19 protein-coding genes, 2 tRNA genes and 2 pseudogenes are annotated in these 20,750 nt (G+C 68.7%); 16 read left to right on the top strand and 7 right to left on the bottom strand.

Annotation, left to right across the window (positions count from 1 at the left end; translation table 11 throughout):
- Nucleotides 1-13: 13 nt before the first annotated feature.
- On the bottom strand, nt 14-346 hold the full coding sequence (locus GT354_RS26815) for a rhodanese-like domain-containing protein (protein WP_161358941.1): 333 nt from the start codon (nt 344-346) through the stop codon (nt 14-16).
- Nucleotides 347-573: 227 nt separating this feature from the next.
- Entirely contained in the window at nt 574-1,401 is an 828-nt protein-coding gene (locus GT354_RS26810) for a hypothetical protein (protein ID WP_161358940.1), read from the bottom strand.
- Nucleotides 1,402-1,583: 182 nt separating this feature from the next.
- Between GT354_RS26810 and GT354_RS26805 the strand changes: the two genes are divergently transcribed.
- Nucleotides 1,584-2,171: a TetR family transcriptional regulator gene (locus GT354_RS26805; RefSeq protein ID WP_161358939.1), complete on the top strand. Its 588-nt coding sequence runs from the start codon at nt 1,584-1,586 to the stop codon at nt 2,169-2,171.
- Nucleotides 2,172-2,505: 334 nt separating this feature from the next.
- On the opposite strand, the gene GT354_RS26800 is transcribed toward GT354_RS26805, so the two are convergent.
- Both GT354_RS26800 and GT354_RS26795 read right to left on the bottom strand, forming a co-directional pair.
- Complete coding sequence (locus GT354_RS26800) at nt 2,506-3,888, bottom strand: DUF2252 domain-containing protein (protein ID WP_161358938.1); 1,383 nt, start codon at nt 3,886-3,888, stop codon at nt 2,506-2,508.
- 212 nt (nt 3,889-4,100) lie between these two features.
- Nucleotides 4,101-4,184 (bottom strand) — tRNA-Leu (locus tag GT354_RS26795).
- Nucleotides 4,185-4,571: 387 nt separating this feature from the next.
- On the opposite strand from GT354_RS26795, the gene GT354_RS26790 reads away from it, so the two are divergent.
- The 6 genes and pseudogenes from GT354_RS26790 to pknB all read left to right on the top strand — a co-directional run bounded on the left by GT354_RS26790 (nt 4,572) and on the right by pknB (nt 13,005).
- The gene (locus GT354_RS26790) at nt 4,572-5,468 is read left to right on the top strand and encodes a DUF3662 and FHA domain-containing protein (RefSeq protein ID WP_161358937.1); all 897 of its coding nucleotides are present in this window, start codon (nt 4,572-4,574) and stop codon (nt 5,466-5,468) included.
- A 10-nt stretch (nt 5,469-5,478) separates the two neighbouring features.
- Nucleotides 5,479-6,015: an FHA domain-containing protein gene (locus GT354_RS26785; RefSeq protein WP_161358936.1), complete on the top strand. Its 537-nt coding sequence runs from the start codon at nt 5,479-5,481 to the stop codon at nt 6,013-6,015.
- A gap of 5 nt (nt 6,016-6,020) precedes the next feature.
- Nucleotides 6,021-7,616, top strand: a complete 1,596-nt coding sequence (locus GT354_RS26780; RefSeq protein WP_161358935.1) for a PP2C family serine/threonine-protein phosphatase — start codon at nt 6,021-6,023, stop codon at nt 7,614-7,616.
- Between the two features lie 10 nt (nt 7,617-7,626).
- A pseudogene (locus GT354_RS26775) lies at nt 7,627-8,982 on the top strand (FtsW/RodA/SpoVE family cell cycle protein); the annotation flags it as partial.
- Nucleotides 8,983-9,343: 361 nt separating this feature from the next.
- Nucleotides 9,344-10,888, top strand: coding sequence for a penicillin-binding protein 2 (locus GT354_RS26770; protein ID WP_161358934.1), 1,545 nt, complete (start codon nt 9,344-9,346; stop codon nt 10,886-10,888).
- A 206-nt stretch (nt 10,889-11,094) separates the two neighbouring features.
- Entirely contained in the window at nt 11,095-13,005 is a 1,911-nt protein-coding gene (gene pknB, locus GT354_RS26765) for a Stk1 family PASTA domain-containing Ser/Thr kinase (RefSeq protein WP_161358933.1), read from the top strand.
- Between the two features lie 109 nt (nt 13,006-13,114).
- Here pknB and GT354_RS26760 read toward each other — a convergent pair whose 3' ends face one another.
- The gene (locus tag GT354_RS26760) at nt 13,115-14,428 is read right to left on the bottom strand and encodes a hypothetical protein (RefSeq protein ID WP_161358932.1); all 1,314 of its coding nucleotides are present in this window, start codon (nt 14,426-14,428) and stop codon (nt 13,115-13,117) included.
- Nucleotides 14,429-14,705: 277 nt separating this feature from the next.
- Between GT354_RS26760 and GT354_RS52805 the strand changes: the two genes are divergently transcribed.
- Both GT354_RS52805 and GT354_RS26755 read left to right on the top strand, forming a co-directional pair.
- Nucleotides 14,706-14,843: a DLW-39 family protein gene (locus GT354_RS52805; protein WP_020557117.1), complete on the top strand. Its 138-nt coding sequence runs from the start codon at nt 14,706-14,708 to the stop codon at nt 14,841-14,843.
- Nucleotides 14,844-14,996: 153 nt separating this feature from the next.
- Nucleotides 14,997-15,069 (top strand) — tRNA-Ala (locus GT354_RS26755).
- Nucleotides 15,070-15,149: 80 nt separating this feature from the next.
- Here GT354_RS26755 and GT354_RS26750 read toward each other — a convergent pair.
- Nucleotides 15,150-15,758, bottom strand: coding sequence for a DUF5324 family protein (locus tag GT354_RS26750; RefSeq protein ID WP_237535485.1), 609 nt, complete (start codon nt 15,756-15,758; stop codon nt 15,150-15,152).
- Nucleotides 15,759-15,959: 201 nt separating this feature from the next.
- Here GT354_RS26750 and GT354_RS26745 point away from each other — a divergent pair, with 201 nt between their 5' ends.
- Together GT354_RS26745 and GT354_RS26740 are read left to right on the top strand one after the other, a co-directional pair.
- Entirely contained in the window at nt 15,960-16,490 is a 531-nt protein-coding gene (locus tag GT354_RS26745) for a peptidylprolyl isomerase (RefSeq protein ID WP_161358930.1), read from the top strand.
- A 61-nt stretch (nt 16,491-16,551) separates the two neighbouring features.
- A complete protein-coding gene (locus tag GT354_RS26740; protein WP_161358929.1) occupies nt 16,552-17,454 on the top strand; it encodes a rhomboid family intramembrane serine protease in 903 nt (300 codons plus the stop codon).
- A gap of 227 nt (nt 17,455-17,681) precedes the next feature.
- Here GT354_RS26740 and crgA read toward each other — a convergent pair whose 3' ends face one another.
- A complete protein-coding gene (crgA, locus tag GT354_RS26735) occupies nt 17,682-17,933 on the bottom strand; it encodes a cell division protein CrgA (protein WP_161358928.1) in 252 nt (83 codons plus the stop codon).
- 145 nt (nt 17,934-18,078) lie between these two features.
- On the opposite strand from crgA, the gene GT354_RS26730 reads away from it, so the two are divergent.
- The 5 genes and pseudogenes from GT354_RS26730 to GT354_RS54525 form a co-directional block, all read left to right on the top strand.
- A complete protein-coding gene (locus GT354_RS26730; protein ID WP_202512330.1) occupies nt 18,079-18,813 on the top strand; it encodes a DUF881 domain-containing protein in 735 nt (244 codons plus the stop codon).
- A gap of 49 nt (nt 18,814-18,862) precedes the next feature.
- Nucleotides 18,863-19,564 carry a class E sortase gene (locus GT354_RS26725; RefSeq protein WP_161358927.1) on the top strand — a complete coding sequence of 234 codons (702 nt, stop codon included), beginning with the start codon at nt 18,863-18,865 and terminating at the stop codon, nt 19,562-19,564.
- Between the two features lie 46 nt (nt 19,565-19,610).
- The gene (locus GT354_RS52800) at nt 19,611-19,868 is read left to right on the top strand and encodes a hypothetical protein (protein ID WP_202512334.1); all 258 of its coding nucleotides are present in this window, start codon (nt 19,611-19,613) and stop codon (nt 19,866-19,868) included.
- Nucleotides 19,865-20,503, top strand: coding sequence for an aminodeoxychorismate/anthranilate synthase component II (locus GT354_RS26720; protein WP_161358926.1), 639 nt, complete (start codon nt 19,865-19,867; stop codon nt 20,501-20,503). Before GT354_RS52800 ends, GT354_RS26720 begins: the two co-directional genes overlap by 4 nt.
- Nucleotides 20,504-20,535: 32 nt before the next feature.
- A pseudogene (locus GT354_RS54525) lies at nt 20,536-20,750 on the top strand (hypothetical protein); the annotation flags it as partial.

Raw genomic sequence — 20,750 nt, 5'->3', positions numbered from 1 at the left:
GAGAGCCCGAAGCTCAAACCACCGCCGGGGGCGTCCCCGTCTCGCTCACCATGGGGCGCCCGGCGGCCTCCCACGCGAGCATGCCGCCGTCGATGTTGATCGCGTCCCAACCCTGCCGACCCAGGTGGTTCGTCACCTGGGCGGAGCGGCCACCGACGCGGCACATCACGTACACACGCGTGTCGTGGGGTACCTCGTCGATGCGCTCGACCAGCGCGCTCATGGGGATGTGTCGGGCTCCGGCCACGTGTCCGGCATCCCATTCGTCCACCTCCCGTACGTCCAGTACGAAGGCGTCGTCAGGGACCGCGGCCGCGGCCACGGCCGGCGGGGGCGACAAGTGCATCGGTTCTCCGGGTCTCTCGGGCCGCCGGAACCCGTCCGGCCGCGCTCATCGCACATTGTCGGTCATCCACGCCCCGCACCCGTGCCCCGAGCGAGCCGGCGGCTCGGCCGTCACCCGCGACACGCGGCCGAAATGACGGCCGAGCCGACGGTCGCCGAGGAAGGTGTATCTCAACCTTCCCGGTCCGGCCGACGCCCATCCGGCCGGACCGGGAAGGCCGAGCACGCCTAGACCAGCGTGCCGAGCACCTTCTCCTTCTCCGCGACCTCGTGCAGCAGTTGGTCCGCGAGATGTTCGAGCAGCCCGTCGGGGTCCTGCGGCGCCAACTGCAGGAGCTGACCCATCGCACCCTCCAGCAACACCCCGCGCTGTGTGGCGAGTTCGGCTCGACGATGGGTCAGCCACGCGAGCCGACCACGCAACCACCGCGCCCGACTCTCCGCGTCGGCGCCGGGCGCACCCTCCGGAGATGTGGCCCATTCCGTACCCAACGCAAGGAGCTCGGCCACATCGCCCCGGGCGTACGCGGCGTTGACGCGGGCGATGAAGGTGCCGCGTCGTTGCTTCTCCTCCGGGTCCTGGACCAGGTCCGGATGCGCCCGGCGGGCCAGCTCACGAAAGAGCTTGCGGGCCTCGGGGCCGGGACTGACCCGATGCACCTCGGGCGCCGGTTCGGGCTCGCCGACCCGGGGCTCACCGTCGCCGGTCGCGGCGGACCCCGCCTCGGACTCGGCGTCGTTCAACGCGCCCAAAAGCGAGTCCAAGTCCGGCATGTCGGTGACCACACCACGCAATTCGACCGCTCGGCGGATGTCCGCGGCGTCACCGGTGTGCGCCGCGATGGCCTCCGCGATCAACGCGTCCAGCTCGTCGAGCCGCTCGTACAGCGGGCCGAGCCGGCGGTGATGCACGATCGCGAGGTTGTCCAGCTCGACCTGAAGGGTCGTCACATCCACTTCGTCGTCGAGCAACGCGGTCTCCGCCGCGGCCACCTGCTGTTCCAGTTCGACGATCTCGGGGTCCGACCAGGGGGTCGGCGCGCTGACCTCGTCCATCACGTCCCTTGTGTGCTGTTCTGTACCCACCCGGCGAGAGCCGGCGGGCGCGTCTGCCGGACTTTGAAGATCAAATCACTCGCAACACCCCCCAGCAGCCTATGTGGTAGGGCAGCATGGTCAGGCCGTCCCTGGCCAGTCGATCCAACAAAGCAGTTGGCTAGAGGGGATAAGATCCAGCCATGCCGCCCGACACCGCACGCACCCGAGCCAAACTTCTCGACGCCGCACGCGCGGAGTTCGCCGAGCACGGCATCGCCGGCGCCCGCGTCGATCGCATCGCCCTGCGCGCAGGGGTGAACAAGGAGCGCATCTACGCGTACTTCGGCAACAAGGAGCAGCTCTTCCAGCACGTGCTGACGGAGTCGCTTCAGGAGCTCAACACGGTCGTCACGATGCCCAACGACGACCCGGCCGAGTACATCGCCCAGGTCTACGACTTCTACTGCGCCCGCCCGGAACTGCTCCGGCTGCTGGTGTGGGAGGCGTTGTACTACGGGCACGACCCGGTCCCGGACGAGGAGCGGCGAGTCACGAGCTACGCCGCGAAACTTCAGGAATTCGCCGATCACCTCGGCGTGAAGCCCTCGCCCGACGTCGCCCAGCTGCTCTTCTCGCTCATCGGCGTCGCCGCCTGGCAACAGACGATGCCGCAGATGTCGCGGGTACTGATCGGCGCCGACTCGGAGTCCGAGGAGGCCCGGGCGAACCGGCGCAAGCACCTCATCGAGTTCACGCGAGCCTCCATCGCGTCGATGAAGCAGTCATAACGCGCACGGCCGGATGAAGGGTGCACCCTTCATCCGGCATGCACACACGCTCCACAGTCTTGGCGCATGACCTTTCGAGCCCGGCGGACGCGCCCCCGTCCCTGCCGGCGCCCTCGGATCCACCGCATTCCCGCCGCACCGACCCACGCTTCGTGCCCGTCGCCCGGCCGCGATCGCACTCGGTGTGCCCGTCGCGCGTGTGGAACAAGAGGCCTCGTGCGCGGCGACGCGCACGAGGCCGTGCGTGGTGTCCCGCCCGGCGCGGGTCCCTTCCTCTATACGGCCAAAGGATCCAGGCGCGGCGCTACCGGATCTCCCCGGTGCTACCGGGCGGTCAGACCCCGGTCTCCGCGGGCAACCGCCCCGACTTCACCGCGGCCACGAGTCGACCGTGGTCGGCCTCGGTCTGATCCGCGTAGCGGATCGCGAAGGTCGCCATCGCGTAGTCCAGCCGGTCGTTCCTGCCGCAATACCCCGCGAGCACCTTGGGGTCCACCGAGTGGCTGTGCGCCCGGGCCAACAGCGCGCCGGTCATCCGCGCGTAGTCGTCTATCTCGTGCGCGGCCAACACGCTCGGGTCGATGCTGCCCTTCATGTTGCGAAAGCGCCGCACCATGTACGGACGACCGTCGATGGTGGTCCACCCGAGCAGCGCGTCGGTGCCGGCCTGCATCCACTTTTGTCCGAGCACGACCCGCCGGCCCTCGTGTTCGGCCGCGGCGTCCGGCAGGTACGGCGCGAGCGCCGACGGCCGCGCCTCCTTGACCTGCAGCACGAGCGGCTCGTCGCCGTTGCCGAGCAACAGGACCACGTACGCCCGGGTGCCCACGCTGCCCGTGCCGACGACCCGAAACGCCACGTCCTCGATCGCGAACCGCGCCAGCAGCGGCCGCCGTTCCGGCGACAGCGTGTGCGCGTACGCCTCCAGACCACCCGCCACGGCCCGCGCGACGTCGTCGTCGACCGCGGTCAGCACGGGCGGCTCCGGCACGAAGTGCCACGTGCCGTCGGCGCGGCGTCGGGTCGACTTGGCCGCGAACCTCGCGCTGGTGTTGCGCCGGGCCTTCGCCGCGACCTTCCCCAGCAGGCCCGACAACTCGCCCGCGTCCGCGTGCGCGACCAACGTCTCGTCGCCCAGCGCGTGCCAGGCCTCCAGCACCGGGAGCTTGGCCATCATGGCCATGGTCCGGCGATACGCCCCGGCCGCGTCGTAAGCCGCCGCGCGGCACGCGTCCGCGTCCAGGCCGCCGACTCGCCCCGCCACCACGAGCGAGGCCACGAGCCGCTTGAGGTCCCACTCCCAAGGGCCCTGGAGGGTCTCGTCGAAGTCGTTGACGTCCATCACCAGGCGGCCCTCGGCGGTACCGAAGACCCCGAAGTTGCCGGCGTGCGCGTCGCCACAGATCTGCGCGGTGAGCCCGGTGACCGGGGTCGCGACCAGATCGGCCGCCATCAGGCCGGCCGAGCCGCGCAGGAACGCGAACGGCGACGCGGCCATCCGTCCGATCCGCAACGGCACCAGATGTTCGAGCCGACCGACGTTGGCCTGCTCGACGGAGCGCACCACGTCCGGCCGCCGGACCGGCGGTTCGAACCACGCGTGCTCGGTCCGCGAAACGTGCTCGCGCAATCCCTTGCCGAACTCGCGCGACGCGCCGTCCGACCTGCCCCTGAATCCCGGAACCAAGAAGTCCCGCCCCACCGCAGTCCCAGACATGGGGACGATCCTGCCCGGACTCGACGGGTCCCGTACAGATCATCCGACCGCTGGGAAGGCCCGATTCCGTAACAACCGTCGCGGCGCGACCGAGCCTGTTCGTCCCGTACAAGAATCAGGACACAGCCGTCAAATCCCCGCGAACATGAGCAATTTCCTCGACACGAGCATAAAGAAAGGCCCCAGGTCGATGACCTGGGGCCTTTGCTCGGTGCGCGAGGGGGGAGTTGAACCCCCACGCCCTTTCGGGCACTGGAACCTGAATCCAGCGCGTCTGCCTATTCCGCCACCCGCGCGAGCAATCAAAGATTAGCACGGGCCCAAGGTCCGATACGAATCAATACCCGCAGGCCCCACCGCTCACACCATGAGCATCCACGCGAGCACCGAGAGCAACCAACGGTTCATCTTTGTGGACCGGCATCCCCACGACCCCCGCCTCTCCGGCATGCTTGCCCTGCACCGTACGGTGAACGGGCTTCGACACCATCCACGCACACGGTCGCGGCACAACTACTGCAAGCGAGCCACCGAGGGGCCGACAGGGTGTAGGAATCCCTGTGAAAGCCAACACTCCTTACAGTGGCCACGGTAGGGAACCGCGCCCGTTTCCCACGCGTGGATACGATCAGTGAGCAGACTGTAGGACCGGACCGATCGATCGCGTACGGAAGGAGGTGCCCATGGGTCCACTGAAAAAGTTCGAGCAACGGCTCGAGGGCCTGGTCAACGGCGCCTTCGCCAAGGCGTTCAAGTCGGATGTGCAGCCCGTCGAGATCGCGAGCGCGCTCAAGCGCGAGTGCGACAACAACGCGACGATCTGGAATCGTGACCGGACGATGGTTCCGAACGACTTCGTCGTCGAGCTCGGCCAACACGACTACGAGCGCCTCAGCCCGTACGTACAGCAGCTCGGTGGTGAACTGGCGACCGTGGTGCGGGACTACGCGCAACAACAGCGCTACTCCTTCATCGGCCCGGTCGAGGTGCACTTCGAGCATGCCGACGATCTGGACACCGGTCTGTACCGTGTGCGCAGTCAGGCACTCGCGGGCAGTCAGTCGCACACCGAAGTACCACCGCCACCCCCGCAGCAGCCCTTCCAGGGCCAAGGCGGCGGGCAGCACCAGGAGCAGCCACCCCAGGGTTACGGATACGGTCGACCCGGCGGGCAACCCCCGCCCGGAACACCCGCTCCACCGCCCTTCGGCCCGCCCGGATCCCCGGGCATGCCGACGCCTCCTCCGCAGCAGCAGGCGGAGCAGGCTCCATACGGTCGGGACCCGCAGTCGACACCACGGCTGCGTACCTGGCTCGAAGTCAACGGGGTGCGTCACGAGCTCACTGCCCCGGTCGTGAAGTTGGGCCGCAGCACGGATGTGGAAGTCCGTGTGGACGATCCGAGCGTCTCGCGGCACCACGCCGAGATCCGCATCGGCGCTCCGGCGTCGATCACGGACCTCGGTTCGACGAACGGGATCGTCGTCGACGGCCAGCATTGCCAGCGAGCCGGCCTGCGCGACGGATCGCGCATCGTGCTCGGCAGCACCACTGTCGTGTTCCGCCAAGCCGAGGGGTGACAACGGGCGCATGTCTGAGCTGACCCTCACCGTTATGCGGTTGGGTTTCCTCGCTGTGCTGTGGTTGTTCGTGATCGTCGCCGTACAGGTGATTCGTAGCGACCTCTTCGGTACTCGCGTGACCCAACGACCGGCCCGGCGCCGAACCGCCGCGCCCGCCACCGGCGCGGGAGGTGCCGCTCCGCCTGCTCAGGCGCAGCCGGCCCCGCCCTCGTCGCGGCAACAGGCGCGGCCTCGCCGCGGTCAACGAAACAGTCCCAGCAAATTGGTGATCACCGAAGGCTCGCTGACGGGTACGACCATCAATCTGACGGATCAGCAGATCACCATGGGTCGTGCCCACGACTCGACCATCGTGCTCGACGACGACTACGCGTCGAGTCGGCACGCCCGCATCTACCCTGCGCCCGACGGCAGCTGGGTGGTCGAAGACCTCGGGTCGACGAACGGTACCTATCTGGACCGTACGCGCCTGACCGGTCCGACCCCCGTGCCGCTCGGAGCGCCGATCCGAATCGGCAAGACCGTTATCGAGCTGCGCAGGTAGCCTGAATGAGCCTCTCTCTCCGCTTCGCCGCCGGATCCCACAAGGGCATGATCCGAGAAGGCAACGAGGACTCCGGCTATGCCGGGCCTCGCCTGCTCGCGGTCGCCGACGGCATGGGCGGGCAGGCAGCGGGCGAAGTCGCCAGCTCCGAAGTCCTGTCCACCATCGTCGAGCTCGACGACGACGTGCCCGGTGCCGACCTGCTGGACGCCCTGCGTTCGGCGGTCGACCGGGCCAACGACCGCCTGCGCGTGATGGTCGACGACGATCCCCAGCTCGAGGGCATGGGAACGACGTTGACCGCGCTGTTGTGGACGGGATCGCGTCTGGGTCTCGCACACATCGGCGACTCTCGTGCCTACCTCCTGCGCGACGGTTCCCTGGCCCAGATCACCCAGGACCACACGTGGGTCCAACGCCTCGTCGACGAGGGCCGCATCACCGAGGAGGAGGCCGACCACCATCCGCAGCGCTCGCTGCTGATGCGCGCGCTCGACGGCCGGGGTCACGTCGAACCCGACCTGTCGGTGCGCGAGGCCCGCCCCGGGGATCGCTACCTCATCTGCAGCGACGGGCTGTCGGGGGTGGTCAGCCGGGAGACGATGGAGGACACCCTCCTCACCTACGGCAACCCCGGCGACGCCGTCCAGGAGCTGATCCAGCTCGCGCTGCGCGGCGGTGGCCCCGACAACATCACCTGCATCGTCGCCGACGTCGTGGATCCGGGCGAGCATCCGTCCGACAGCCCGATCGTGGTCGGGGCGGTGGCCACCGTCGTCGACGAAACGTCGACGCTGCCGACCACCCCCGCCTCCCGGGCCCGCGAACTCACCGCCGGGGAGTACGAGACCGAGGCCCTGGTCGCCGAGCCCGGCAGTCGGCGCAAGCCCAAGCCGAAGCCCACGTGGCGGCGCACCCTCCCGATCTGGGGCGGTGTGGTGGTGATCGCCGCGGCCCTGGGCGGCGCGTACTACTGGACCCAGACCCAGTACTTCGTCGCCGACAAAGGAGATCACGTCGCGATCTACCGGGGCATCGACTCGAAGATCCTCGGCATCAACCTCGCGAGCACGTACCAGAGCTACGACGACGTGAAGCTCGCCGTGATCGGCGAGAACTACACGAAGTCGGTCAAGGACACGATCGACTCCGAGAGCCTGAACGACGCTCGCCGCACGATCGACAAGCTCAAGCACCAGGCCGACGTGTGCCGCAGGTCGTACGCGGCGGAGGACGCCAAGAAGGTGACGGACGCCAACCCGCCGGCGACTCCGGCGGGCAGCGTCGACAGCCTCGCGCAGGAGAACGGACGGGCCCCGCAGCTGGGCGCCACGCCGCCGACACCGACCGGCAAGCACACCCCGACCACCGCCTCGCGCGCCAACCGGACCACTCCGGGGCCGACGACCACCGCCGACCCCGGTGGCAAGAACCGGGGCCAGGCGCAGGCGACCACGACGCCGAGCGTGCCCGCCACCACCGCACCGCCGGCGAACCCACCGGCGAGTGCGGAACCGCCGGGATCCGCGCCTCAGGGCGAAGAGGCCGAGCTCGCCAAGATGTGCTATCCGCGACCGGCCGGAACCACCGGAACGAACTGAGGGGAGCGCCGTGAGCAACACGACGATCACCCCCCAAGCCGCACCGAACCGACGCAACACCGAGCTGATCATGCTCGGCTTCGCGGTCCTGGTTCCGGTGCTGGCTTATGCCAACGTGGGTCTGGCGGGGGACGGCGAACTGCCGCTGGGCAACATGGTCAAGTACGGGCTCGGGCTCGGCGTCTTCGCGGGTGCCGCGCACCTGCTCGTGCGCAAGTTCGCGCCGTACGCCGACCCGCTGCTGCTGCCGTTGGCGACGTTCCTCAACGGCATGGGCCTGATGCTCATCAACCGTCTCGACATCGACGTCGTCTCCGGACAGGTGCCGTCGGCACTCAAGGGCACGGCCGCCGCGCCGTCCCAGTTGATGTACTCCGCGATCGGCATCGGACTGTTCGCGGCCGTGGTGGTCGCGCTCAAGGACCACCGCCTGCTCCAGCGCTACACCTACACGTTCATGGCGCTCGCGCTCGTACTGCTGGTGTCGCCGATCCCGTTCCCCGGCGACACCTACGGCGCGAAGATCTGGATCCGGCTCGGGCCGTTCTCGATCCAGCCCGGCGAGTTCACCAAGATCGTGCTGACCATCTTCTTCGCGGGCTATCTGATGGCCAAGCGCGACGCGCTCGCGCTCGCGAGCCGCAAGGTGATGGGCGTCTACTTCCCGCGTGGTCGCGACATGGGCCCGATCCTGGTGGTCTGGCTGCTGAGCATCCTCATCCTCGTGGTCGAGCGTGACCTGGGCACATCGCTGCTGTTCTTCGGCGTCTTCGTGGTGATGCTCTACGTCGCGACCGAGCGCACGAGTTGGCTGCTGTTCGGGGTGTTCATGGCCGTCGGCGGCGCTGCCGTCGTCGGCACGCTGGAACCCCACGTGCACGACCGCGTCGCGGCGTGGATGGATCCGCTCGCGGTGTACAACGGCGGCGGGTCGGTCAACTCCGAGCAGCTCGCCCAAGCCCTGTTCGGCTACGGCACCGGCGGTCTGCTGGGCACCGGCCTCAACCAGGGTCACCCGACCGAGATCGGGTTCGCGGCTCGAAGCGACTTCATCCTCACCACGGTCGGCGAAGAGCTGGGCCTGGCCGGGATGATGGCGATCTTCATGGTCTACGCACTGCTGATCGAGCGCGGCCTGCGCACGGCGCTCGCCGCGCGCGACCCGTTCGGCAAGCTGCTCGCCGCCGGCCTCGCCGTCGTGCTCGCGGTGCAGGTCTTCGTCGTCGCGGGCGGCGTGACCGGGCTGATCCCGCTCACCGGCATGACGCTGCCGTTCCTGGCCCAGGGCGGTTCGTCCGTCATCACCAACTGGGCCCTGGTCGCGATCTTGATCAGAATCAGCGATACGGCCCGCAGACCGGCTCCGCCGGTCTCGGCCTTCGATCCGAGCGAGGGTGTCGCACCGGCCACCCGGCGCGGTTCGCACGCGTCGGGGCGCGATCAAACCCCGGCCCGCGGCGCGGACACCTCGGGGTCGCCGAGCGCGACCCCGGCCGCCGGTTCGACTCCCCCGGAGGCGCTGACCGTCGCCGGTGGGGTACCCGGCGTATCCGGTCCGCCGAGCGGCCCGGGCGGGCCACCGCCGCAGGGATCCTCGGGAACACCACTCAGACCATTCGTTCCCCCGCCGCACCCGGGCGGCGGAGCGCCGTACGGTCCTCCGGGGCAAGGCTCCGGCGGAGCGCACTCGTGACGGCCGCAACGCCCCAGCGGGGGAGGGAAATACCGTGAACAAACCTTTGAGGCGGGTCTCCGTCTTCTGCCTGCTCCTGGTCGCCGCACTGATGCTGCGGTCCAACTGGGTCCAGGTCGTCAAGGCGGACGACTACGCGGAAAACAAGAACAACAAGCGCGCGATCTACCAGCAGTACTCGTATCCGCGCGGCGACTTCCTGGTCGAGGGCAAGCCGATCACGGCGTCCAAGAAGACCGACAACAAGAAGTACGAGTACCAGCGCGAGTACTTGTACGGCGAGATGTACGCGCCGATCATCGGCTTCAAGTCGCCGTCCATGGGCAGCAACTACCTGGAGTCCGTCGAGGACGACATCCTCAGCGGCAAGGACAGCCGGCTGTTCGTGCGCAAGGTGCTCGACACCGTGACGAACAAGGGCACGCGAGGCGGCAACGTCGCGCTGACCATCAACGCCAAGGCGCAGGAGGCCGCGTTCAACGGCCTCAAGGGCAAGACCGGCGCCGCCGTCGCGCTCGACCCGTCCACCGGCAAGATCCTGGCGATGGCCAGCTCGCCGTCCTACGACCCGAACCAGCTCGCGCAAAACGACCGCAACGCGGCCGCCAAGGCGTACGACGCGCTGACGCACGACACGAACCCGAAGCTGAAGGTCCCGGACACCAACTTCGACCCGCGGCTGCCGATGGAGAACCGGCCGATCCGATACACGTATCCGCCGGGGTCGACCTTCAAGCTGGTCACCGCAGCGGCGGCGTTGTCGACGGGGCAGTACTCGCCCGAAAAGGCGCCGGAAGTCCCGCGCAATCCGAAGGACAACAAGCTCTACTACCCCTCGTCGACCATCGAACTGCCGGACAGCCACCCGGAGCAGTGCATCGGCGCGACGATGGCCAAGGCCCTCGAGGTGTCCTGCAACACGGTGTTCGCCGCCGTGGGCACGCAGCTCGGTCCGGACAAGCTGAAGGAGCAGGCCGACAAGTTCGGCTTCAACAACTTCGGCAAGGGCAAGGAGCAAAAGAACGCGGTGTACATCCCCACCCGCGTGGTGGACAGCGTCTTCCCGACCGGCCTCGACACCGGCGGCCAGACGATGCGTTCGGCGATCGGCCAGGACAGCGTCCGGGCGACGCCGATGGAGATGGCCATGGTCGTCGCCGGCATCGTCAACCAGGGCAAGGTCATGAAGCCCTACGTGGTCGACGAACTGCGCTCGCAGAACCTTTCGGTGATCGAGAAGACCCAGCCCGAACTGGCCAGTGAGGCGGTGTCCGCCCCGGTCGCGCAGCAGCTCAAGGACATGATGATCGGCGTCGTCAACAACGGCACCGGCAAGCCCGCCGCGATCCCGGGTGTGATGGTCGGCGGCAAGACCGGCACCGCGCAGCAGGGCGTCAACAACGACAAGTCCCCCTTCGCGTGGTTCGTCTCGTTCGCCGAGGTGGACGGCAAGAAGGTGGCCGTCGCCGTGGTCATCGAGCCCGACAGCACCGGCGACATCGAACGCGACGACATCGGCGGCGGCAAGCTCGCGGGCCCCATCGCCAAAGCGATCATGGAAGCCGTGGTGAAGAAGTGAGCCATGGCCCGCGATCGCACGGATAGATCCTCCGACCACTACTGCAATCAGATACCGACGTGCTCCGCCGGCCGGGGTGTACCGGCTGCTCGGGTCGCCACCCCGGTACCGTGTCCGAGAACGTGCCGGACCGGTCGGGCAATCGCCTCGGTTCCGGCCGGCCGAAGACCGAAGGCCGTGGACCGGTAAGGGAAGGGCTGGAAGTTATGGAAGAGCCGCGTCGCCTCGGCGACCGGTACGAGATCGGCGCGGTCCTCGGCCGCGGTGGCATGGCCGAGGTCTACATGGGCCGTGACATCCGTCTGGGACGCAGTGTCGCCGTCAAGACACTGCGCGCCGATCTCGCCCGTGACCCTACGTTCCAGGCCCGGTTCCGACGTGAGGCGCAATCCGCGGCCTCGCTGAACCACCCGGCGATCGTCGCGGTCTACGACACCGGCGAGGACTACATCGACGGCCTGTCGATCCCGTACATCGTGATGGAGTACGTGGACGGCTCGACGTTGCGCGAGTTGCTGCACTCGGGCCGTCGACTGCTGCCCGAGCGGGCGCTCGAAATGACCGCAGGCGTGCTCCAGGCCCTGGAATACAGCCACCGCAACGGCATCATCCACCGCGACATCAAGCCCGCCAACGTCATGCTGACGCGGCAGGGCACGGTCAAGGTGATGGACTTCGGCATCGCGCGTTCCATGGCCGACAACGGCATGACGATGACGCAGACCGCCGCCGTGATCGGCACCGCACAGTACCTGTCGCCCGAACAGGCCCGCGGCGAGACCGTCGACGCCCGGACCGACCTCTACTCGACCGGCTGCCTGCTGTACGAACTGCTGACCGAGCGCCCGCCGTTCGTCGGCGACTCGCCGGTCGCCGTGGCCTACCAGCACGTCCGCGAGGACCCGCTGCCGCCGAGCACGTTCGACCCCGAGGTCTCGCCCACGATCGACGCGATCGTGCTCAAGTCGCTCGCGAAGAACCCGGACAACCGCTACCAGAGCGCCGACGAGATGCGCGCGGACCTGGAGCGGGCCCTGCACGGCCTGCCGGTCGGCGCGCCGAGCGTGATGGCCGCCCCGATGAACGGCGACCCGGCGACGCAGTACCTGCCGCCGACTGCGGCGGGCGGCGCGACCCAGGTCATCCCGGCGCACGGCCGGGCACCCGGGACGGGGCAGTACGAACTCGACGACGACGATCGCTATCCGGACGAACCGCGCCGCCGCTCCAGAGGCGGTGCCTGGATCCTGCTCGCGATCGCGTGCGTCGCGGTCCTGGTCGCGGCGTTCTTCGTCGGCAAGGCCCTGATGGGCGGCGACGAGGAGAAGACCACGGCGACGCCCCGACTGCTCGGATTGACCTCCGAAGTGGCCGGCAAGAACGCCGCCAACCTGGACTTCAAGATCAACGTCAACCCGGACAGCTCCGTCTGTGCGGACACCCCGGGCGCGGTGCAGGGCACGGTCTGCAAGCAGACCCCCGAGCCCGCCGCGGAGTCCACCAAGGGCGGGACCATCCAGGTCTGGCTGTTCGGCGGCCCCAAGACGGTCAAGGTCCCGACGGGTCTCACCGGCCTGAAGGAGGCCGAAGCCACCGCCAAGCTCAAGGAAGCCGGGCTGGGCGCCGATCCGCAGTCCAGCGCGACACTGACGTGTGAGCGCGAAACCGTGTGCTCGACCGACCCCCAGTCCGGCGCCGACGCCAAGGTGGGCGACAAGGTCGTCCTCAAGATCGCGACCGGCAAGCCGCAGCACGACATGCCCGACGTGGTGGGCTCCAGCTACGAGGACGCGTTGGCGCAACTGACCAACATCGGGCTCAAGGTCACCAAGACGACGGAGTCGGAGTACAGCGACAAGCCGATCGGCCAGGTGACCAGGCAAAGCGCGACCAAGGGCAAGAAGATGACCGAGGGCAACCAGGTCAACCTCACCGTCTCCAAGGGCCCGGCGCCCGCCACGACCGCGCCGCCGGTCTCCACCACTCCCCCCGGCTCTGCCAACGGCAACACCGGCGGCCCGCCCCAGACGACGTCGCCGCCCAACCCCCCGGCATCGAACGGGACCATCATGGGCAGCATCCGCGGCAACCACGGCTTCAACGACGACCACGACTGAGCCGAGCGCACCATCCGGCCAAGGGTCGAGGCCCCGGGAGACCCCTCCCGGGGCCTCGACCCTTTCCGGACCGGGGCCGGGGCCGGCCGGGCCGGGGGCGCTTCGGGGTTCAGGCTGCCGGGTCGGACGCCTTGACCAAAGACGTGGTGGGGCGCTGCCCCGACTGGCGGCTCTGGCGGCCGAGGTAGGCGGACCAGGCTTCGGGGCCCCGGCGCATCTGGACCTCCGGGTCGTCCTCCTGAAGGTGGTCCAGGTGCCGACGGGCGGCCTTGAGGGCGCTGTGGGCGCGGCCGGGCACCAGTTCGCGAAGAGCGATGATCGAAGGGCCCACCCGGCGGGCGTCGTCTCCGGAGGGAATGCGCAGCCAGGCGGCGTGGGCGCAGTCGACCGGCTCGACCACGCTCGCGTGCGTGTGCGCGAACGCGCGCATGCGTCGGCGCGCGACGTCGCGATACAGCTCACAGGCCTGCAGGTAGCGGCCGGCCGCCACCGACGCCCACGCGTACACCTCTCGGGCCGCCCACGAGTCCGGGTGGTCGACGCCCAACGCGGTCAGCAGGCGGGTGTCCAGTTCCTGTGCCAAGAGGACGGCGGCGGTGTGGTCACCGTGTTCGCCGGCCGACCGGATGCGGGCGAGTTCCCCTTGGTACGCCGTCGGATCCGACGTCGCCAGGAGCAGTTCCACCGGCGCTTCGGCGACCGTGACGGGCGCCCGGTCCACGTCGGCGGGCGGGGCCCCGGGATGGACGTTGCGCAGCAGCAATCCCGGTGAATCGGGGACGAGTTCGATGGTGCCCACCGCGAGGCCCGCCCGCTCGACGACGGCTCGATGGATGTCGCCGGGATGCACCTCGGCGGGCACCCGGGGGATGCCCCGCGGCAGGACGACCGACAGGGCGCGGGTGAAGGGGCTGGTGCCGTCCGCCGCCTTGATCGGCGGGTTGACCACGCCCCACACCGGGAGGCTGTTCGTCAGCACCGACACGTCGGTGCGAAGGCGCGCCCAACTGTGGGTGTCGGTCGCGAAGTCCGCGATGACCAGGGTTTCCCGACGGGGCCGCGAGCGGAGTGCGTTGACCAGCCACTCCCACGGCAATCCGTCGTAGCGGACACTGCGTGACGTGGAGTCGCGCAGGCCCAGGTGGAGGGCGCCGGTGCGGTCGTACATCAACAGCCCCGAGACGTAGACGACCACGGGCCCCGGGTTGCGTCCCGCCGCTTTGATCCGGCTCAGCACCGCGTGCGGGTTGACCGCGTCGTCTATCTGGACCACGTCGATCCCCGCGGCCCGCGACGCGAAGCATGCCGAGGGTATTTCCGTCATCGCGCCCAGGTTGGCACCGTTGCCGCGCAGGTGCCGACGCGACGCACGCTGCCGGGCATTCTCGATCAACAAGAGGTGGCCCCGCGTCGCAGGCGTCATCATCACTCTCCGTCGCCGATGATCAAGACGAGGGCGAAGTTACCGCGTGCCGGCGGCCGTTGAACAGCGGCGATCGACTAAGCCCCAAGTCGCCAGACGGTGCTCGGCACGGCCGGCCGTGCGCTCGCCGAAAGCCGTGTTTCGGTTGTGGGGCGGGGCTTTCGGTATTGGTCGGTGTATCCGCCGACCTGTTATTGTCGAGCGCAACCTGACTGCGACGCCCTTGGCGTGCGGCGAGGTGCACGAACGTCACTCGCAGGACGGAGAGGCCACGCTGATGAAGAAGCTGATCCTGGTGGCTCTGGCTGCTGTAGGCGGCCTGTTGGTCTACCGGCAGATCCAGGCGGATCGGGCCGAGCAGGATCTGTGGACCGAGGCGACGGACGCGGTTCCGGCGGGCACCGCCACCCGCTGACACTCGACCTACCCGGCCGACAGATCTTGCAGAAGAGTCGTCCACAGAACTCGAACCCGGCCGGGGACGGGGTCGTTTCACGTGAAACCTCCCCATCCCCAGGCCAGGTGCCGTGCGTTCTCGGTTGGCGGTAATCTTGATCCGGCACATCGAGGGGCCTTAGCTCAGCTGGTAGAGCGCTGCCTTTGCAAGGCAGATGTCAGGGGTTCGACTCCCCTAGGCTCCACAATCAGGCAGCACGCAGTGGACACGACGAGGGGCCCGCGACACCGAAACGGTGTCGCGGGCCCCTCGTCCCGTTGGGGATCAGTCGTTGTTGGGTGATCGGCCCGGCGCGGTCGAGCGGAACTCGTCCTCGGCGGGCTTGATCTCGCGCTCCAGGCCGGCCGGTGAACTCCCGGCCTTGTCCTGCGGCGTGGTGTCGGGCTCGTCGGTCAGCCATTCGGGCTGGGCCTCGCGCTGTTGCCACCACGCCCACGCCGCGTAGCCGGCGCCGGCCACCACGGCGATCACGAGCACCTTGCGGCGGCGGGCCTTGCGCTGCTTCCTGCGGGTGATCTTGGCGACATCCGCGGCGGACAGCTCGCCGCGGATCGCCGACAGTGCCGCGCCGGCCCGGGAACGGGCCTCGTCGCGCACCGGTTCGGCCGCCTCGCGGGCCTGGTCGACCGCGTACTGTACGCGCGGGACGACGTCGTGGCGGACCCGCTGACGGGCCACCTCAACGGCGTGCTCGACACGCGGGGTGGCGCTGTCCTTGGCTTGGACCAGGGCCGGCACCACGCGGTCGCGGGTCGTCTCGACCGCCCGATCACGGGCCGCGCCCGCGTAGTGGTAGGCCGCGTCCTTGGCTTGGGCGGCATGTGGGGCGAGCCGCTCCCTCGTCTTGCCGGTCGCCTCACGCACCGGATCCATGCGGGTCACGACATCCTCCTACTCGCCGGGTTCATCCGCTATCTGTTCCCGAGGAAGCCGGGATCATGCGCCGGGTATTCGCCCGGGATCCGTACGGTGGAGTTGCGGCGCGGGCGGTCTCGTGACCAAGGCCGTCCGGGGCATGCGAGGATTTCGAGGATTCACGAACACCGACCGTGCAACCGTAGGGAAGGCGCATCCGTGGCCGAGGAACTTTTCGCCACCATCAAGACCAACCACGGAGACATCCGCATCCGGTTGTTCCCGAACCACGCGCCCAAGACGGTCGCCAACTTCGTCGAGCTGTCGCAGGGTCGGCGTGAGTGGGCCCACCCGGGTACCGGGGAGAAGACCACCGCGCGGCTGTACGACGGCACCGTGTTCCACCGGGTCATCAAGGGTTTCATGATCCAGGGCGGCGACCCGTTGGGCACCGGTACCGGTGGCCCGGGTTATCACTTCGCCGACGAGTTCCACCCGGACCTCGGCTTCTCGAAGCCCTACCTGCTGGCGATGGCCAACGCCGGTCGGGCGACCAACGGGTCGCAGTTCTTCGTCACGGTGGGCCCTGCGACGCACCTGAACTACAAGCACACCATCTTCGGTGAGGTCGCCGACGTCGAGAGCCGCAAGGTCGTCGACACGATCGCCACCACCCCGACGGACGGGCAAGCCCGTCCGGCCTCCGACGTCATGATCAACACCGTCGAGGTCGAGACCGTCAAGTCCTGACCCCGAGCACGCGGGCCGGAGCCTTCGGGCTCCGGCCCGCGTCGTGCGCCGAAAGGTGAGCATGAGCCCCGACGATCAGCAGCCGGGCACCCCGCAGCCCGGCCCGGCCGGTCCACCGGTGTGTTATCGGCATCCCGACCGGGTGTCGCACATCCGCTGTACGCGCTGTGAGCGGCCCGTGTGCGGCGATTGCATGGTGAGCGCGTCCGTGGGCTTCCAATGCCCGGACTGTGTACATCAGGGCACCCGTCAGGTGCGTGAGGCCCGCACCGTGGCCGGTGGCCGGGTCGAACCGTCGAGCGGCCTCGTCACCAAGGTCCTGATCGGGCTCAACATCGCGGTGTTCGTCCTGGTTCTGGCCACGGGCGACGGGCCGTTGGGCAACAAGGTCGTCGGTCGCCTCGAACTCCTCGGCCTGGCCTTCGTGCCGAGCCTGGGCGAGGTCGGCGGAATCGCCGACGGCGAGTGGTACCGCCTGGTGACCGCCGCGTTCCTGCACCAACAGTTCTGGCACATCGGACTCAACATGGTCGGCCTGTGGATGCTCGGGCCGGCTCTCGAGGCCGCGCTCGGCCGGATCCGGTTCATCGCGCTGTATCTGGTGTCCGCGCTCGGCGGCAGCGCGTTGTCGTATCTGATCGCCGCGCAGAACCAGCCGTCGCTCGGGGCGTCCGGGGCCATCTTCGGCCTGTTCGGCGCGATGATCGTGCTGGGGCGCCGGTTGAAGTACGACCTGCGGCCGCTGATCGTGTTGCTCGTGCTCAACCTGATGATCACGTTCTTGAACACGGACTCGATCGACTGGCGCGCGCACCTGGGCGGACTCGCGGCCGGCACGCTCGCCGCGATAGGGCTGGTCTACGCGCCCCGGCGCAATCGCACCCTGATCCAGGTGGGAAGTCTGCTGGCCGTGCTGGCGGTGATCGTGGCGATCGTGGCGATCCGGACGGCGCAACTCACCTGACGGGCCGCAGCCGCGACGCCCCACCGACCCACCACCCGTCGAGACTTTCGATCACTCAGTGAATCATTCGAATGACCCACAGTGATGAACCCGGGATGCGAAGCGTTACGTGCATCCCGGTCGCTCGTTGAGTGGTTCAGGGTTATCCACAGCCTTGGTCGAGTTATCCCCACTGTGGATAACTCTGTGGAGTTTCCCGGGAAAACTCTCCTACCTGCGCGAACGAGCTACTTCCACTGAGTGGACACCCCGAAGCCGGCGGCGATGAAGCCGAAGCCGACCACGATGTTCCAGTTCTTCAGGGACTCGATCGGGTAGTGCGTGTTGGTCACGTAGAAGACCACGATCCACAACAGGCCGATCGCGAAGAGGGCCAGCATGAACGGCGCCACCCAGCGGCGCGTGTCCAGCTTTATCACCGTCTTCTTGGCCGGCGGCGGCGTGAAGTCGTCCTTCTTACGGATCCGGGACTTCGGCACGAGAGTCTCTCCTGTCGATGTAGCCGGACGGGTGGGTGCTCAGCACACGCGACACGATCCGGTGACGTGTCGGTTAGCGTAGTCGCTGTCAGGTCCGGAAGGAGGGTACGGCGACGTGCGTATCTTCGCCATGCGAGCACCCGGTATGACTTGGCGTGCGATCGTACCCCGCTTGTCCGCTCTTGTGGTGTTCGGCCTCGCCGGGCTCCTCTTTTGGATCAGCGCGGACACCTCGCACGGCACCAACCTGCGCAGCGACGCCCAGATGTTGAAGCTGTCCGACGTCATTCGCGACCAGGGACGGCGCAACGAGACGGCGCAGCACGACCTGTCCAAGCTGCAGCGCGACGTCGACGGTCTCGTCCAGGAGCAGGCCAACGACCCGCAGGCGCGCAGCCGCATCGACGCGGTCGCCGATCCGGCCGGCGTGACACCGGTGAGCGGCGAGGGGTTGACCGTCACCCTGACCGACGCCCCGCCGGACGCCACCTCACGCGTGCCCGGCGTGCGCCAGCCGACCGCAGACGACCTCGTCGTGCACCAGCAGGACATCCAGGGTGTGGTGAACGCGCTGTGGTCCGGTGGGGCTCGGGCGATCCAGATCATGGACCAGCGCATCGTGGCCACCTCCGCCGTGCGTTGTGTGGGAAACACGCTGATCCTGCACGGGCGGGTCTACTCGCCGCCCTACGTCGTCTCGGCCGTGGGCGACACGGGCGCGCTGCGGCGGGCCCTCGACGAGAGCGAGAGCGTGTTCAACTACACGACGTACGTCGAGGCGTTCGGTCTCGGCTGGAAGGTCGAGGACAGGAAGCGACTCGATACGCCGGGGTACACGGGCCCCCTCGGCCTCGAGTATGCGAAAGTCTCCGGGACGTGATCGACGTCGTTGAACAGAGGGGAGTCTGACGACAGTGTTGCGGACCACGATGAGGGGCCTCGGTGAGGTCTTCATCACGCTGGGCGTCGTCATCCTGCTGTTCGTCGTCTACCAGCTGTACTGGACGGGCGTCCTCGCCGACCAGGCGCGTTCGGACGAACTGCACAAGCTCGACGAGCAGCGCAAGCGGATCACCGCGGTGGCCCCCAAGGACGTCGTCGACGCCCCGGTGACGGTGACCAAGCAGGCACCCTACGAGGACGGGCAGCCATTCGGGGAACTGTTCATCCCTCGTTTCGGTGACAGTTGGAGCTGGACGATCCGGCCCGGCGTGGCGGTGGGCGACCTGCAAAAGGGTCTCGGTTGGTACAAGGGCGCCGCGCAGGCCGGCGAGGACGGCAACTTCGCGGTCGCCGGTCACCGCAAGACCTACGGCGACCCCTTCCTCAACGTCCCCAAGCTGCGGATCGGCGACAAGATCGTGCTGCGCGGTCTGACCGAGTGGTTCGTGTACTCCGTCGACGAGCCGTCGATCCTGCAAGGCTCCGGCAAGGCGGTGTACAAGACCGTTCCCGAGGACGTGCACGTGCTGGACTCGGTGCCGGACAAGGCGTACAAGACGCCGGGGAAGTACATCACCCTGACCACCTGCGAACCTGAGTTCGGCAGCACACACCGGCTGATCGTCTGGGGCCACCTGGAGTCGCGTACTCCGTTGGCCGCGGGCGAGCCGGCGGCGCTGAAGGGATGAGCGAGTCGAGCCGCGCGGGCGGCAAGCGAGAGAGGGCCTGGGCCTGATGTACGGCTGGATCTGGCGCACTCTGCCGGGAAACGCGTGGGTGAAGCTGTTGATCTCCCTGCTCCTGGTGTTGGCGATCGTGTACGCGTTGTTCACATGGGTCTTCCCCTGGGCGGAGCCCCTGCTGCCGTTCAGTGACGTGACGGTGGATCAGCAGGACCCGGGCATGGCTCCCGGCACGGGCGGCGCGCCGCAACCGGTCGGGGCCGGTGGCGTCTCGCCCACCGACGTGCCCACGGGTGGGTTGCCCGGATGAGCGCGCGCATTCTCGTCGTCGACAACTACGACAGCTTCGTCTTCAACCTCGTGCAGTACCTGTACCAATTGGGTGCGACCTGCGAGGTCCGGCGCAACGACGCCGTGACCGTCGAGCAGGCCGAGGAGTTCGACGGGGTGCTGCTGTCCCCCGGGCCGGGCACGCCGGAGGCCGCCGGCGTGTGCATGGACATGGTCCGAGCCGAGGGTGGGCGGGTGCCCGTGTTCGGCGTGTGCCTGGGGATGCAGTCCATCGCGGCGGCATACGGCGCTACCGTTGGCCGGGCAGCGGAGCTCCTGCACGGCAAGACCAGCCCCGTGGTGCACGAGGGAGCCGGTGTCTTCGCCGGCCTGCCGTCGCCGTTCACCGCGACGCGCTATCACTCACTCGCGGTGGATCCGGACACGATTCCGGCCGAACTGGAGGTGACCGCATGGACCGAGACGGGCGTGATCATGGGCATGCGGCACCGCGACCTACCGGTCGAAGGCGTGCAGTTCCACCCCGAGTCGGTGCTGACGGAGCACGGCCATCGGATGCTGGCGAACTGGCTGGCGGCGTGCGGGGACCCGACGGCGATGGAGAGGTCCGCGGGCTTGGCGCCGGTGGTGGGGCGTACGTCGACCCCGGTCTGAACCCGATACCCCGCGACGCGTACGGATCGGGTGTGCCCGAGTCCTACGGAGCCGAGGAATACACGGGGGAGTTGGTCGATCCCGGGTTCACGGCGTCCTCCACCGCGGTCATGCCGGCCGTGCGCGACCACGATCTCGCACCGGCGCCCGGCTCGCCCTCCACGTCCACACCCGCGCCCGGCGGTCGGGCGGCGCGCAGGCGGGCCGCACAGGGCCTGTCGGCGCCGCCGGCGACGGGGTCGGAGGT

Origin of the sequence: Streptomyces sp. SID3343 (genome assembly GCF_009865215.1) — a bacterium.
Taxonomy (GTDB): domain Bacteria; phylum Actinomycetota; class Actinomycetes; order Streptomycetales; family Streptomycetaceae; genus Embleya.
This window is presented reverse-complemented; position numbering and strand designations above follow the sequence as displayed.